12 protein-coding genes are annotated in these 13,936 nt (G+C 66.0%); 11 read left to right on the top strand and 1 reads right to left on the bottom strand.

The genetic code is table 11. From position 1 onward, the window contains the following. A partial coding sequence (locus tag C5O79_RS33465) for a pyridoxal-phosphate dependent enzyme (RefSeq protein ID WP_131932107.1) occupies window positions 1-454 on the bottom strand: 454 nt, incomplete at its 3' end. 574 nt (window positions 455-1,028) lie between these two features. Between C5O79_RS33465 and C5O79_RS33455 the strand changes: the two genes are divergently transcribed. The 11 genes from C5O79_RS33455 to aspS all read left to right on the top strand — a co-directional run bounded on the left by C5O79_RS33455 (window position 1,029) and on the right by aspS (window position 13,903). Further along, the gene (locus C5O79_RS33455) at window positions 1,029-5,054 is read left to right on the top strand and encodes a DUF3683 domain-containing protein (protein WP_122474325.1); all 4,026 of its coding nucleotides are present in this window, start codon (window positions 1,029-1,031) and stop codon (window positions 5,052-5,054) included. Window positions 5,055-5,138: 84 nt separating this feature from the next. Continuing rightward, the gene (locus C5O79_RS33450; RefSeq protein ID WP_046546239.1) at window positions 5,139-5,582 is read left to right on the top strand and encodes an HIT family protein; all 444 of its coding nucleotides are present in this window, start codon (window positions 5,139-5,141) and stop codon (window positions 5,580-5,582) included. Beyond that, window positions 5,579-5,992 (top strand): DUF971 domain-containing protein, encoded by a 414-nt coding sequence (locus tag C5O79_RS33445; protein ID WP_039360113.1) that lies wholly within the window; start codon window positions 5,579-5,581, stop codon window positions 5,990-5,992. Before C5O79_RS33450 ends, C5O79_RS33445 begins: the two co-directional genes overlap by 4 nt. Before the next feature lie 53 nt (window positions 5,993-6,045). Continuing rightward, entirely contained in the window at window positions 6,046-6,777 is a 732-nt protein-coding gene (gene ubiE / locus C5O79_RS33440) for a bifunctional demethylmenaquinone methyltransferase/2-methoxy-6-polyprenyl-1,4-benzoquinol methylase UbiE (RefSeq protein WP_039360112.1), read from the top strand. Window positions 6,778-6,818: 41 nt separating this feature from the next. Beyond that, complete coding sequence (locus C5O79_RS33435) at window positions 6,819-7,853, top strand: TIM44-like domain-containing protein (protein WP_046544441.1); 1,035 nt, start codon at window positions 6,819-6,821, stop codon at window positions 7,851-7,853. 163 nt (window positions 7,854-8,016) lie between these two features. Beyond that, window positions 8,017-8,643 (top strand): SCP2 sterol-binding domain-containing protein, encoded by a 627-nt coding sequence (locus C5O79_RS33430; protein ID WP_122474324.1) that lies wholly within the window; start codon window positions 8,017-8,019, stop codon window positions 8,641-8,643. 13 nt (window positions 8,644-8,656) lie between these two features. Beyond that, window positions 8,657-10,234 carry a ubiquinone biosynthesis regulatory protein kinase UbiB gene (gene ubiB / locus C5O79_RS33425; protein ID WP_046544443.1) on the top strand — a complete coding sequence of 526 codons (1,578 nt, stop codon included), beginning with the start codon at window positions 8,657-8,659 and terminating at the stop codon, window positions 10,232-10,234. 17 nt (window positions 10,235-10,251) lie between these two features. Beyond that, on the top strand, window positions 10,252-10,878 hold the full coding sequence (locus C5O79_RS33420; protein WP_122474323.1) for an SAM-dependent methyltransferase: 627 nt from the start codon (window positions 10,252-10,254) through the stop codon (window positions 10,876-10,878). Between the two features lie 95 nt (window positions 10,879-10,973). Then, on the top strand, window positions 10,974-11,321 hold the full coding sequence (locus C5O79_RS33415; protein WP_039360103.1) for an FmdB family zinc ribbon protein: 348 nt from the start codon (window positions 10,974-10,976) through the stop codon (window positions 11,319-11,321). Between the two features lie 61 nt (window positions 11,322-11,382). Further along, entirely contained in the window at window positions 11,383-12,033 is a 651-nt protein-coding gene (locus C5O79_RS33410) for a DUF502 domain-containing protein (RefSeq protein ID WP_046544445.1), read from the top strand. A gap of 67 nt (window positions 12,034-12,100) precedes the next feature. Continuing rightward, complete coding sequence (aspS, locus tag C5O79_RS33405) at window positions 12,101-13,903, top strand: aspartate--tRNA ligase (protein ID WP_006477843.1); 1,803 nt, start codon at window positions 12,101-12,103, stop codon at window positions 13,901-13,903. The last annotated feature ends 33 nt before the right edge of the window (window positions 13,904-13,936 follow it).

Below are 13,936 nucleotides of genomic sequence, written 5' to 3'. Positions count from 1 at the left end.
CGTCGAACGGATGGACGAACGTGAGACCGCGCTCTTCCTGCACCTTGACCGCGTGTGCATACGCGTCGCTGTACGACTCGCCGGCCTGGATCACCTCGACGCTCGGGCCGCCGTGCGCACGCACCGCATCGACCTTCACCTGCGGCGTCGTGACCGGCACGACGATCACGGCCTTGACGCCCATCCGCGCCGCCGAGAACGCGACACCCTGCGCGTGATTGCCGGCCGACGCCGTAATCACGCCGCGCGCGAGCGCTTCCGCCGGAATGTGCGCCATCTTGTTGTACGCGCCGCGCAGCTTGAATGAGAACACCGGCTGGTTGTCCTCGCGCTTCAGGTAAACGGCGTTGCGCAGCCGGGCCGACAGGTTGCGGGCGGATTCGAGTTCCGTCTCGATCGCGACGTCGTAGACGCGCGCGGTGAGGATTTTCTTCAGGTAATCGTGGGATGCCATGGGCGCTCGCGTGCAGTGCGGAAGCAGACGGTAAAGGATCAATGATAGCGCCAAGGGTCTGCCTGCACGCAAGCGGCATGCCGAGCGCGTGCTCGCGGGGCCGTACGGGCGGGGCGTCGGCGCGCTCGTGCTGCCTTTTTTACCGGCTTAACCGCGCGGTTACCGACCGGACGGACGGCGAATGATCGAGCGAAATCCCGCCGAGCCAGGCCTGGCGCGGCTCGCGGGGATAGCCCCACGACCTGTCCGACGTGTCACGCGTGGCCCGATCATGGGTTAGAATTCCGTTTTGAATCAAGGATCGGAAGATGCAGAGGCACCCTCGGATCGCACCGTTGAAGCCGACGCCGCGCGCAGCCAGCCCCGCGGCCGAACGGCATGCGCGCCGCGCGCGATCGTGCTGATCGTTCCGAGTGCCGCCAGGCCCTGTCGCCGGCCAGGAGGGGCGAGTCGCCCGCTCCGGCCCCATGAAGGACAGCCGCGCGCCTGGTAACAGAACAGATTTCCCCAAGATTGCGCCCACGCGCTTGCCGACGCCCGTGCACGGTGTATCGGCCCTCCGAGTCGTCCGAACATGAACGCACCACAAGTTTTCGATCCGCATGGCGCGGCCGCCGCCGTCGCCGCCGACCCCGCGCCCCGCTTGCGCGAGATTCCCTACAACTACACGTCCTTCTCGGACCGCGAGATCGTGATCCGCCTGCTCGGCGAAGAGGCGTGGTCGGTGCTCGACGAACTGCGCGCCGAGCGCCGTACGGGCCGCTCGGCACGGATGCTGTATGAGGTGCTCGGCGACATCTGGGTCGTGCGCCGCAACCCGTACCTGCAGGACGACCTGCTCGACAACCCGAAGCGCCGCGCGCTGCTGATCGAGGCGCTGAACCACCGCCTGACCGAAATCGGCAAGCGCCGCAGCGCGGATCTCACCGAGCACCGCGACGACGCGGGCCGCGAGCGTGCCTCGCGCGTCGAGATGCTCGAAACCGCCGCGCAGCGCGCGGTCAACGAGTTCGCCGACGAATTCGAGAAGATGGCCGACCTGCGCCGCCGCGCGACCAAGGCGCTTGGCCGCTGCACGCAGAAGGACAACATCCGTTTCGACGGGCTGTCGCGCGTGTCGCACGTGACCGACGCGACCGACTGGCGCGTCGAATACCCGTTCGTCGTGCTGACCCCCGATAGCGAAGCCGAGATCGCCGGCCTCATCAAGGCCTGCTTCGAGCTCGGCCTGACCGTGATCCCGCGCGGCGGCGGCACCGGCTACACGGGCGGCGCGGTGCCGCTCACGCCGTTCTCCGCCGTCATCAACACCGAAAAGCTCGAGCAACTCGGCGCGGTCGAGCTGACCGAACTGCCGGGCGTCGCGCACAAGGTGCCGACGATCTTCTCCGGCGCGGGCGTCGTCACGCGCCGCGTGACGGAGGCGGCCGAAGCGGCCGGCTATGTGTTCGCGGTCGATCCGACCTCGCTCGACGCATCGTGCATCGGCGGCAACGTCGCGATGAACGCGGGCGGCAAGAAGGCCGTGCTGTGGGGCACCGCGCTCGACAACCTGGCCTGGTGGCGGATGGTCGACCCGGACGGCAACTGGCTCGAAGTCACGCGCCACGAGCACAACCAGGGCAAGATCCACGACATCGCGGTCGCGCGTTTCGAGCTGAAGTGGTTCGACGGCGCCTACGCGCCGGGCGAGAAGCTGCTGAAGAGCGAGATGCTCGAGATCGAAGGCCGCCGGTTCCGCAAGGAAGGGCTCGGCAAGGACGTGACCGACAAGTTCCTCGCCGGTCTGCCTGGCGTGCAGAAGGAAGGCTGCGACGGGCTCATCACGTCCGCGCGCTGGGTGCTGCACAAGATGCCCGCGCACACGCGCACCGTCTGCCTCGAATTCTTCGGCCAGGCGCGCGAGGCGATCCCGAGCATCGTCGAGATCAAGGATTACCTGTTCGAAACGTCGAAGCAGGGCGGCGCGATCCTCGCGGGCCTCGAGCACCTCGACGAGCGCTACCTGCGCGCGGTCGGCTACGCGACCAAGAGCAAGCGCAATGCATTCCCCAAGATGGTATTGATCGGCGACATCGTCGGCGACGATGCCGATGCGGTCGCGCACGCCACGTCCGAAGTGATCCGGATGGCGAACGGCAAGAGCGGCGAAGGCTTCGTCGCGGTCAGCGCGGAGGCGCGCAAGCGCTTCTGGCTCGACCGCAGCCGCACGGCCGCGATCGCGAAGCACACGAACGCGTTCAAGATCAACGAAGACGTCGTGATCCCGCTGAACCGGATGGGCGAGTACACCGACGGCATCGAGCGGATCAACATCGAGCTGTCGCTGAAGAACAAGCTGCAGCTCGTCGACGCGCTGGAAGCGTTTTTCCGTGCCGGCAACCTGCCGCTCGGCAAGACCGACGACGCGAACGAGATCCCGAGCGCCGAACTGCTCGAAGACCGGGTCCAGCAGGCGCTGGAGCTGCTCAAGCGCGTGCGTGCGCGCTGGGAATTCGTGCGCGACCGGCTCGACCAGCCGCTGCGCGAGGCGCAGCACTACCTCGTGCAGCTCGGCTACGAGGCGCTTGCCGAGAAGTTCGCCGATCGCGCGGACGAGCAGCCGGGCGCGACCGTGTTCCACATCACGCAGGACCGCACGGTCCGCATCTCGTGGAAGCAGGAGATCCGCGCGGAGCTGCGCGCGATCTTCAACGGCGGCGCGTTCAAGCAGATCCTCGACGAGGCGCAGGCGATCCACAAGCAGGTGCTGCGCGGCCGCGTGTTCGTCGCGCTGCACATGCACGCGGGCGACGGCAACGTCCACACCAACCTGCCGGTCAACTCCGACAACTACGAGATGCTGCAGGACGCCCACGCGGCGGTTGCACGCATCATGACGCTCGCGCGTTCGCTCGACGGCGTGATTTCCGGCGAGCACGGCATCGGCATCACGAAGCTCGAGTTCCTGACCGACGACGAGATCGCCGAATTCCGCGCGTACAAGCAGCGTGTCGACCCGAACGGCCGCTTCAACAAGGGCAAGCTGCTCGAAGGCGCCGATCTGCGCAACGCGTATACACCGAGCTTCGGGCTGATGGGGTACGAGTCGCTGATCATGAAGCAGTCCGACATCGGCGCGATCGCCGATTCGGTGAAGGACTGCCTGCGCTGCGGCAAGTGCAAGCCGGTGTGCGCGACGCACGTGCCGCGCGCGAACCTGCTGTACAGCCCGCGCAACAAGATCCTCGCGACGTCGCTGCTGGTCGAGGCGTTCCTGTACGAGGAACAGACGCGCCGCGGCGTGTCGATCAAGCACTGGGACGAGTTCAACGACGTGGCCGACCACTGCACGGTGTGCCACAAATGCGCGACGCCGTGCCCGGTGAAGATCGACTTCGGCGACGTCACGATGAACATGCGCAACCTGCTGCGCAAGATGGGCAAGAAGAAGTTCAACGCCGGCAATGCGGCCGGCATGTTCTTCCTGAACGCGACCAACCCGCAGACGATCAACGTCGCGCGCAGCGTGATGATGGGCGCCGGCTACAAGGTGCAGCGCTTCGCGAACGACATGCTGAAGAAGGTCGTGACGAAGCAGACGCAGCATCCGCCCGCAACGGTCGGCAAGCCGCCCGTGGTCGAGCAGGTGATCCACTTCGTCAACAAGAAGATGCCGGGCAACCTGCCGAAGAAGACGGCGCGCGCGCTGCTCGACATCGAGGACAACAAGATCGTGCCGATCATCCGCAATCCGAAGTCGACCACCGTCGATTCGGAGGCGGTGTTCTACTTCCCGGGCTGCGGCTCCGAGCGCCTGTTCTCGCAGGTCGGACTGGCCACGCAGGCGATGCTGTGGGAAGCCGGCGTGCAGACGGTGCTGCCGCCGGGCTACCTGTGCTGCGGCTATCCGCAGCGCGGCTCGGGCCAGTACGACAAGGCCGAGAAGATCGTCACCGACAACCGCGTGCTGTTCCACCGGGTCGCTAACACGCTGAACTACCTCGACATCAAGACGGTCGTGGTGTCGTGCGGCACCTGCTACGACCAGCTCGCCGGCTACGAATTCGACAAGATCTTCCCGGGCTGCCGGATCATCGACATCCATGAGTTCCTGCTCGAGAAGGGGATGAAGCTCGATGGCGTGACGGGCACGCGCTACATGTATCACGACCCGTGCCACACGCCGATCAAGACGATGGACCCGGTGAAGCTCGTCAACGAGCTGATGGGCTCGGAAAAAGACGGCTACAAGATCGAGAAGAACGAGCGCTGCTGCGGCGAATCGGGCACGCTCGCGGTCACGCGCCCGGACGTGTCGACGCAGGTCCGCTTCCGCAAGGAAGAAGAGATCCGCAAGGGTGCCGCGAAGCTGCGCAGCATCCCCGTCGTGGCCGGCAACGCGCCCGCGCCGGCCGCCGCGGCCGCGAACGGCCCGGACGTGAAGATCCTGACGAGCTGCCCGTCATGCCTGCAGGGTCTGTCGCGCTACAGCGAGGACGCGAACCTCGAAGCCGACTACATCGTGGTCGAAATTGCGCGCCAGGTGCTCGGCGAGAACTGGATGGCCGATTATGTCGCACGTGCGAACAATGGCGGGATCGAGCGCGTGCTGGTCTAATGCGTGCATGACGACCGCCCGACCGGGCCAGGAACGAGCGGGCGCCGGTGCAGCATGCCGGCGCCCGTCCACATGGGAGCGACGATGGAATGCGTGTTTTGCCGTGAAGACGGCGGCGAAGTGCTCTGGCAGGACGATGCGGTGCGTGTCGTCCTCGCGACGGGCGAGCACGAGTACCCGGGCTTCTGCCGGGTGATCTGGGGTGCGCACGTGGCCGAATTCTCCGATCTCGGCGAACCTGAGCGGGCCCATTTGATGCGCGTGGTTTACGCGGTCGAGCGGGCCGTGCGCCGCGTGATGCAGCCGAACAAGGTGAATCTCGCGAGCCTCGGCAATATGGTGCCGCACGTGCACTGGCACGTGATCCCGCGCTTTTCCAACGACGCACACTTCCCGCAGCCCGTATGGGCGCCGCGCCAGCGCAGCGTGTCCGAGGCGCTGTTGCGCTCGCGCGCGGCGCAGGCCTCGCTGCTGCACAATGCGGTGCGCGAGGAAATTCAACGCATGACCGATTCGAGGCAGCCATGAGCGGTTTGACTTCCACGACGCCGATTCCGTCCGGCGTCGTCGTGCACGCGGTATCGCGCGTGCTCGAATTGCAGTACCCGAACGGCGACAGTTTCCGGATTCCGTTCGAGCTGATGCGCGTGTATTCGCCGTCGGCCGAGGTGCGCGGCCACGGGCCCGGCCAGGAGACGCTGCAGACGGGCAAGCGCGAAGTGACGATCACCGCGCTCGAGGGCGTCGGCAACTACGCGCTGCAGCCGACGTTCTCCGACGGCCATTCGACCGGCATCTACTCGTGGGATTTCCTGTACGAGCTGGCGACGCAGCAGGACGCGCTGTGGCGCGACTATTTCGACAAACTGAAGGCGGCGGGCGTCGAGCGCGACGCCCCGATGCAGGCGGCCTCCGCGTCGCACGGCCACTGCCACTGAAATTCGACGGCGCCCGCTCGGCGCCGTCTTGCCATTTACTGAGGATCAACGCGATGAGCAAAACCCACTTCGGCTTCGAAAGCGTCGAGGAAAACGAAAAAGCGAAGAAAGTGGCGGGGGTGTTCCATTCGGTCGCGAGCAACTACGATCTGATGAACGACCTGATGTCGGCGGGCATGCACCGTGCGTGGAAGGCGTTCACGATCGCGCAGGCGAACGTGCGCCCCGGCTTCAAGGTGCTCGACCTTGCGGCCGGCACCGGCGACCTGACCCGGTCGTTCGCGAAGGCGGCCGGGCCGACGGGCGAGGTCTGGCACACGGACATCAACGAATCGATGCTGCGCGTCGGCCGCGACCGGCTGCTCGACAAGGGCATCGTGACGCCGTCGCTGCTGTGCGACGCGGAGAAAATTCCCTTTCCGGACAACTACTTCGATGTGGTCACGGTCGCGTTCGGGCTGCGCAACATGACGCACAAGGATGCCGCGCTGGCCGAGATGCGCCGCGTGACGAAGCCCGGCGGCCGCGTGATGGTGCTGGAATTCTCGAAAGTCTGGGATCCGCTGAAAAAAGCGTACGATTTGTATTCTTTCAAAGTATTACCGTGGCTTGGCGACAAGTTCGCGAAAGATGCTGAAAGTTATCGGTATCTTGCCGAATCGATCCGGATGCACCCCGATCAGGACACGCTGAAGACGATGATGGAACAAGCGGGCCTCGATGCCGTCAAATATTACAATTTGTCAGGTGGCGTGGTAGCTTTACACATGGGAGCCAAGTACTAAGGGGCTCTTTCCATACATTTGTCTTACATCCGGAGAAACTGATGTTCGAATCGCGTTCGTTGTTCAACCGTAGCAAGCCGTCGAAGCCGTGGGCTCGACGGGTCGGCACGCTGCTGATGGTCGGCCTGCTCACGGCCGGCACGTTCGCATCGCTCGACGCCGAAGCCAAGCGCATGGGCGGCGGGCGCAGCATCGGCCGCCAGAACTCCACCGTCACGCAGCGCCAGGCCACGCCGCCCGCGCAGCAGCCGATGCAGCAGGCCGCGCCGTCGCAGGCGCAGCGTGCGAATCCGGCCGCACCCGCGCCGGCCGCGCAGCCCAACCGCTCGCGCTGGCTCGGGCCGATCGCCGGCCTCGCGGCCGGTCTCGGCATCGCGGCGCTGCTGTCGCACTTCGGCCTGGGCGGCGCATTCGCGAGCATGATGGCGAACGTCATCGTGATCGCGCTGCTCGCGGCGGTCGGCATCTGGCTGATCCGCAAGTTCTTGAACCGCCGTCGTCCGCAGGAGCCGGCCTACTCGGTCGGCGGCTCGGCGTCGTCGTCGGGCGGCTACTCGCAAAGCCCGTCGTTCCAGCAGGGCGGCACCGGCAGCAACTATGCGGGTAGCGGCAGCAGCTACGCGAACGAAGCGCAAGGCGTGTTCGGCGGCGGTGCCGCGGCCACCGGCGCGGCAGCGGCTGCTGCGGCAGCACCGCTCCAGGTGCCGGCCGGCTTCGACACCGAAGCGTTCCTGCGCAGCTCGAAGGTCTATTTCGTGCGCCTGCAAGCCGCGTGGGACCAGGGCAACCTGGCCGACATCCGCGAGTTCACGACGCCGGAAATGTTCGCCGAGATCAAGATCGACCTCGATTCGCGCGGCAACGAGTCGAACCAGACCGATGTCGTGCAGCTCGACGCGGAACTGGTCGCGATCGAGGATCGCGGCATCGAGCAATCGGCGAGCGTGCGCTTCCACGGTCTGATCCGCGAATCGGCGAATGCGTCGGCCGCGCCGTTCGACGAGGTGTGGAACCTGTCGAAGTCGGGCAGTCAGGGCTGGCTGCTCGCGGGCATCCAGCAGATCAACACGCACTGAGCGTGACCGGCGGCCCGCGCCGCCGGCACCCGGGCAACGGCCGCCGCACTGCGACCGCTTGCCGCCCGGGTGTGCGGTCAGGCACGGTCTGCCGACGATCCGACGTTACAATAGAAACCCGCGTGGGCGCCCGGCCTGCGCGGGTTTTTTCTTTCCCAGCCCGATGACCTTTGCCGCCAAGCCTTTTGCTGCTGCTGTCAATCACCTGCTCGCCCGAGAATCGTGGGCGCGCGACCGCCTGATTCCCTATTCGGGCAAGACTGCCCGGATCGACGTGCCCCCCGTGACGCTCACGCTGCTGGTGCAGCCTGACGGCTATCTGTCGGCCGTCGACGCGCACGACGCGCAACAGGTCGACGTGTCGATCGCGCTTGCGGGCGACACGGTCGCCGCGTTTCTGCAGGGCGGCCAGGCGGCCGTGATGAAGCACGTGAAGATCGAGGGCGATGCGGAATTCGCGACGCAGATCGCGAAGCTGGCCGAGCACCTGCGCTGGGAACCTGAAGAAGATCTCGCGAAGCTGGTCGGCGACGTGGCGGCATACCGGATCGCGACGGTCGTGCGCGACGCCGGTGCGCGCGCGCGACGCACCGGCCGCAACGTGCTCGATTCCGTCGCCGAATACTGGCTCGACGAGAACCCGCAAGTCGTCCGGCGCGCGTCGCTCGGCGGCTTCGACGCCGAACTGGCGCGCGCACGCGATGCGCTCGCACGGGTCGAAAAGCGGGTCGAGCGACTCGAACAAAAAATCGGCGCGCGCACGGGTTCCGACCCGCGCGGCGCGCACTGAGGGGCCGCAGGGCATGCGCATTTTCCGTTTCATCAAGATTGTCTACACCGTCATCCGCTTTGGTCTCGACGAAGTGATGTTGTCCCGGATCGACGACCGGCGCGTGAAGCTGCTGTTGCGAATCACGACGATCGGCCGCCGCTATTCCGATCCGCCTGCCGTGCGGCTGCGTCACGCGCTCGAAAGCCTCGGCCCGATCTTCGTGAAGTTCGGCCAGGTGCTGTCGACGCGCCGCGATCTGCTGTCGGTCGATTTCGCGAACGAACTCGCGAAGCTGCAGGACCAGGTGCCGCCGTTCGATTCGGCGGTCGCGATCGGGATCATCGAGAAGTCGCTCGGTGCGCCGGTCGACGAGCTGTTCGACGAATTCGAGCGCGAGCCGGTCGCGAGCGCGTCGATCGCACAGGTGCATTTCGCGAAGCTCAAGCAGGGCCAGCATGCGGGCAAGGCCGTCGCCGTCAAGGTGCTGCGCCCGAACATGCTGTCCGTGATCGACTCCGACCTCGCGTTGATGCGCGACATCGCGATCTGGACCGAGCGCATGTGGGCCGATGGCCGGCGCCTGAAGCCGCGCGAGGTCGTCGCCGAATTCGACAAGTACCTGCACGACGAGCTCGACCTGATGCGCGAGGCCGCCAACGGCAGCCAGCTGCGCCGCAACTTCGCGGGCCTCGACCTGCTGCTCGTGCCCGAGATGTTCTGGGATTTCTCGACGTCGCAGGTGCTCGTGATGGAGCGCATGACCGGCGTGCCGATCAGCCAGGTCGAGACGCTGCGTTCGGCCGGCGTCGACATCAAGAAGCTCGCGCGCGAAGGCGTCGAGATCTTCTTCACGCAGGTGTTCCGCGACGGCTTCTTCCACGCGGACATGCATCCGGGCAACATCCAGGTGAGCCTCGATCCGAACACGTTCGGCCGCTACGTCGCGCTCGATTTCGGGATCGTCGGCGCGTTGTCCGATTTCGACAAGAACTACCTCGCGCAGAACTTCCTCGCGTTCTTCAAGCGCGACTACCACCGCGTGGCGACGCTCCACCTCGAATCGGGCTGGGTGCCGCCCGAAACGCGCGTCGAGGAACTCGAAAGCGCGATCCGCGCGGTGTGCGAGCCGTATTTCGACCGTGCGCTGAAGGACATCTCGCTCGGTCAGGTGCTGATGCGCCTGTTCTCGACGTCGCGCCGCTTCAACGTCGAGATCCAGCCGCAACTGGTGCTGCTGCAAAAGACGATGCTGAACGTCGAGGGCCTCGGCCGCTCGCTCGACCCCGAGCTCGACCTGTGGAAGACAGCGAAACCGTACCTCGAGCGCTGGATGACCGAGCAGATCGGCCTGCGCGGCTGGTACGAGCGCTTCAAGGTCGAGGCGCCGCAGTGGAGCAAGACGCTGCCGCAACTGCCGCGCCTGATTCATCACGCGATGGCCGCGCGCCATGACGCGCCGCGGGCCGCGAGCGAAGACCTGATGCGCCAGGTCCTCGTCGAGCAGAAGCGGACGAACCGGCTGCTGCAGGCGCTGCTGATCTTCGGCCTCGCCGTCGGCGTCGGGGCGCTCGTCGCACGTGTGATGCTGGCGCTCGCGTACGGCACATGACCGAGAGGAGCAGGGCGATGGCCGATCCGAAGCAACCCGCCATACCGTCAGCCGCCGATTTCACGACGCGCGATCCCGGCAACGCATCGTTCTGGGACGAGCGTTTCGAGCGTGGCGTGACGCCGTGGGAATTCGGTGGCGTGCCCGAGGGTTTCAGCGTGTTCGCGCATCGGCTCGAGCCGTGCGCGGTGCTGATTCCGGGTTGCGGCAGTGCGCAGGAGGCCGGGTGGCTGGCCGAAGCGGGCTGGCCCGTGCGTGCGATCGATTTCGCCGCGCAGGCGGTGGCTGCCGCGAAGGCGCAGCTTGGCGCGCACGCGGAAGTCGTCGAACAGGCCGATTTCTTTGCGTACCGGCCGCCGTTCGACGTGCAGTGGGTGTACGAGCGTGCGTTCCTGTGCGCGCTGCCGCCGGCCATGCGTGCCGGCTATGCGGCGCGCATGGCCGAGCTGCTGCCTGCTGACGGATTGCTGGCCGGCTATTTCTTCCTGATGGCGAAACCGAAGGGCCCGCCGTTCGGAATCGAGCGTGCCGAACTCGATGCGCTGCTCACGCCGCACTTCGAGCTGATCGAGGATTTGCCCGTGAACGATTCGCTGCCCGTGTTCGAAGGGAACGAGCGCTGGCTCACGTGGCGCCGCCGCTGATGCGCGGGTGTCGCGGCCGTTGCCGGAGTGCGGCAGGGTTTCGGCTATAATTCAAGGTTTTGCAAGCCGTTTCCAGTTTCCGCGGGAAAAATATCATGCCGATCTACGCCTATCGATGCGAAGCGTGTGGTTTCGCGAAGGACGTGCTCCAGAAGATGAGCGACGCGCCGCTGTCGCAGTGCCCGGAATGCGGGAAGGATGCCTTTCGCAAGCAGGTTACTGCTGCGGGCTTCCAGCTGAAGGGTTCGGGTTGGTATGTCACCGATTTCCGCGGCGGTTCGGGCGGCACCAGCGCGCCGGCGACGGCATCGGGCGACGCAGCCCCGGCTGGCGCAACGGAAGCCGCGCCCGCTGCGGCCGCGCCGGCTGCATCGAGCAGTTCCGAAAGCACGACGACGAGCGCCGCGCCCGCCCCGGCTGCAGCGCCCGCCGCCAGCAGTTGACCGTCGCGGCCCGGCCGGGCTGCGACCAACCCGCGCCGCCGGCGCGGTTCATTGACGGCAGATGATGAAAAAGACGACCCTGAAAACGGTGTTCCTGACCGGCTTGCTGGTTCTCGTCCCGCTCGCGATCACGCTGTGGGTGCTCGGCCTCATCATCGGCACGATGGACCAGACACTGCTCCTGCTGCCCGAATCGTGGCAGCCCGAGCGGATGCTCGGCTTCCATCTGCCGGGGATCGGCGCGGTGCTGACGCTTGCGTTCATCTTCGTCGTCGGGCTGGCCACGCAGAACTTCATCGGCCAGAAGCTCGTCACGTGGTGGAACGCCGTGGTGCGTCACATCCCGGTCGTCGGGCCGATCTACACGAGCGTCAAGCAGGTGTCGGACACGCTGCTGTCGAGCAGCGGCAACGCGTTCCGCAAGGCGCTGCTGATCGAATACCCGCGTCGCGGCTCGTATACGATCGCGTTTCTGACCGGCACGCCGGGTGGCGACGTGCTCAATCATCTGACGGAAGAATACGTGAGCGTCTATATCCCGACGACACCGAACCCGACGTCGGGCTTCTTCCTGATGCTGCCGAAGAGCGAAGTCATCGAACTCGACATGTCGGTCGATGCCGCGCTCAAGTACATCGTCTCGATGGGCGTGGTGGCGCCCCCGGCGCCGGCTCCGGCGCCTGCACGCCGCCCCGTCGAGCCGCCGCTGTAAGTAAAGAATCATCGCCCGGGCCGCGCGTTGCGGCGCCCGTTGATCAAACCGAACGAAAGCAAACATCATGTCGATGCGTACTGAATACTGCGGTCTCGTGACCGAACACCTGCTGGGCCAAACCGTGTCGCTGTGCGGCTGGGTGCAGCGCCGCCGCGATCACGGCGGTGTGATCTTCATCGACCTGCGCGATCGTGAAGGCCTCGTGCAGGTGGTGTGCGACCCGGATCGTGCGGAAATGTTCGCGACCGCCGAAGGCGTGCGCAACGAGTTCTGCGTGCAGATCAAGGGCCTCGTGCGCAACCGTCCGGAAGGCACGGTCAACGCCGGCCTGAAGAGCGGCAAGATCGAAGTGCTGTGCCACGAACTGAACGTGCTGAACGCGTCGGTCACGCCGCCGTTCCAGCTCGACGACGACAACCTGTCGGAAACGACGCGCCTCACGCACCGTGTGCTCGACCTGCGCCGTCCGCAAATGCAGCACAACCTGCGCCTGCGCTACCGCGTCGCGATCGAAGCGCGCAAGTACCTCGACGAGCAGGGCTTCATCGACATCGAAACGCCGATGCTGACGAAGAGCACGCCGGAAGGTGCGCGCGACTACCTCGTGCCGTCGCGCGTGAACGCAGGCCAGTTCTTCGCGCTGCCGCAATCGCCGCAGCTGTTCAAGCAGCTGCTGATGGTCGCGAACTTCGACCGTTACTACCAGATCACCAAGTGCTTCCGCGACGAAGACCTCCGTGCCGACCGTCAGCCGGAGTTCACGCAGATCGACTGCGAAACGTCGTTCCTCGGCGAGCAGGAAATCCGTGACCTGTTCGAAGACATGATCCGTCACATCTTCAAGACGACGATCGACGTCGAGCTCGACGCAAAATTCCCGGTGATGCCGTACTCGGAAGCGATGGCGCGTTTCGGTTCGGACAAGCCGGACCTGCGCGTGCAGCTCGAATTCACCGAGCTGACCGACGCGATGAAGGACGTCGATTTCAAGGTGTTCAGCACGCCGGCCAACGCGAAGGACGGCCGTGTCGCGGCACTGCGCGTGCCGAAGGGCGGCGAGCTGTCGCGTGGCGACATCGACGGCTACACCGAATTCGTGCGCATCTACGGCGCGAAGGGCCTCGCATGGATCAAGGTCAACGAGAAGGCGAAGGGCCGTGACGGCCTGCAGAGCCCGATCGTCAAGAACCTGCACGACGCATCGATCGCGGCGATCCTCGAGCGCACCGGCGCGGAAGACGGCGACATCATCTTCTTCGCGGCCGACCGCGCGAAGGTCGTCAACGACAGCCTCGGCGCGCTGCGCCTGAAGATCGGCCATTCGGAATTCGGCAAGGCGAACGGCCTCGTCCAGGCCGGCTGGAAGCCGCTGTGGGTCGTCGACTTCCCGATGTTCGAATACGACGACGAAGATGCACGCTATGTCGCGGCTCACCACCCGTTCACGAGCCCGAAGGACGAGCACCTCGAGTACCTCGAGACGGATCCGGGCCGTTGCCTCGCGAAGGCCTACGACATGGTGCTGAACGGCTGGGAAATCGGCGGCGGCTCGGTGCGTATCCACCGCGAGGAAGTGCAGAGCAAGGTGTTCCGCGCGCTGAAGATCGGTGCGGAAGAAGCGCAACTGAAGTTCGGCTTCCTGCTGGACGCGCTGCAGTACGGCGCGCCGCCGCACGGCGGTATCGCATTCGGTCTCGACCGCATCGTCACGATGATGGCCGGCGCCGATTCGATCCGCGACGTGATCGCGTTCCCGAAGACGCAGCGTGCGCAGGATCTGCTCACGCAGGCGCCGAGCCCGGTCGACGAGCGTCAGCTGCGCGAACTGCACATCCGTCTGCGTCAGCCGGAACAGCCGAAGGCGTAACGCGCTTCGTACCCGGTCGTGTGTGCGTTCGCG

Source organism: Burkholderia sp. SRS-25 (assembly GCF_004343765.1).
GTDB lineage: Bacteria > Pseudomonadota > Gammaproteobacteria > Burkholderiales > Burkholderiaceae > Burkholderia > Burkholderia contaminans.
Note: the sequence above shows the minus strand (reverse complement) of the source record. Positions and strands in the feature narration are given on the sequence as shown.

Coding starts and splice junctions, on each gene's coding strand:
- C5O79_RS33410 (WP_046544445.1), top strand. CDS start 11,383: ATGATGAAAAAGACGACCCTGAAAACGGTGTTCCTGACCGGCTTGCTG.
- C5O79_RS33435 (WP_046544441.1), top strand. CDS start 6,819: ATGTTCGAATCGCGTTCGTTGTTCAACCGTAGCAAGCCGTCGAAGCCG.
- aspS (WP_006477843.1), top strand. CDS start 12,101: ATGTCGATGCGTACTGAATACTGCGGTCTCGTGACCGAACACCTGCTG.
- ubiE (WP_039360112.1), top strand. CDS start 6,046: ATGAGCAAAACCCACTTCGGCTTCGAAAGCGTCGAGGAAAACGAAAAA.
- ubiB (WP_046544443.1), top strand. CDS start 8,657: ATGCGCATTTTCCGTTTCATCAAGATTGTCTACACCGTCATCCGCTTT.
- C5O79_RS33415 (WP_039360103.1), top strand. CDS start 10,974: ATGCCGATCTACGCCTATCGATGCGAAGCGTGTGGTTTCGCGAAGGAC.
- C5O79_RS33455 (WP_122474325.1), top strand. CDS start 1,029: ATGAACGCACCACAAGTTTTCGATCCGCATGGCGCGGCCGCCGCCGTC.
- C5O79_RS33430 (WP_122474324.1), top strand. CDS start 8,017: ATGACCTTTGCCGCCAAGCCTTTTGCTGCTGCTGTCAATCACCTGCTC.
- C5O79_RS33445 (WP_039360113.1), top strand. CDS start 5,579: ATGAGCGGTTTGACTTCCACGACGCCGATTCCGTCCGGCGTCGTCGTG.
- C5O79_RS33420 (WP_122474323.1), top strand. CDS start 10,252: ATGGCCGATCCGAAGCAACCCGCCATACCGTCAGCCGCCGATTTCACG.
- C5O79_RS33450 (WP_046546239.1), top strand. CDS start 5,139: ATGGAATGCGTGTTTTGCCGTGAAGACGGCGGCGAAGTGCTCTGGCAG.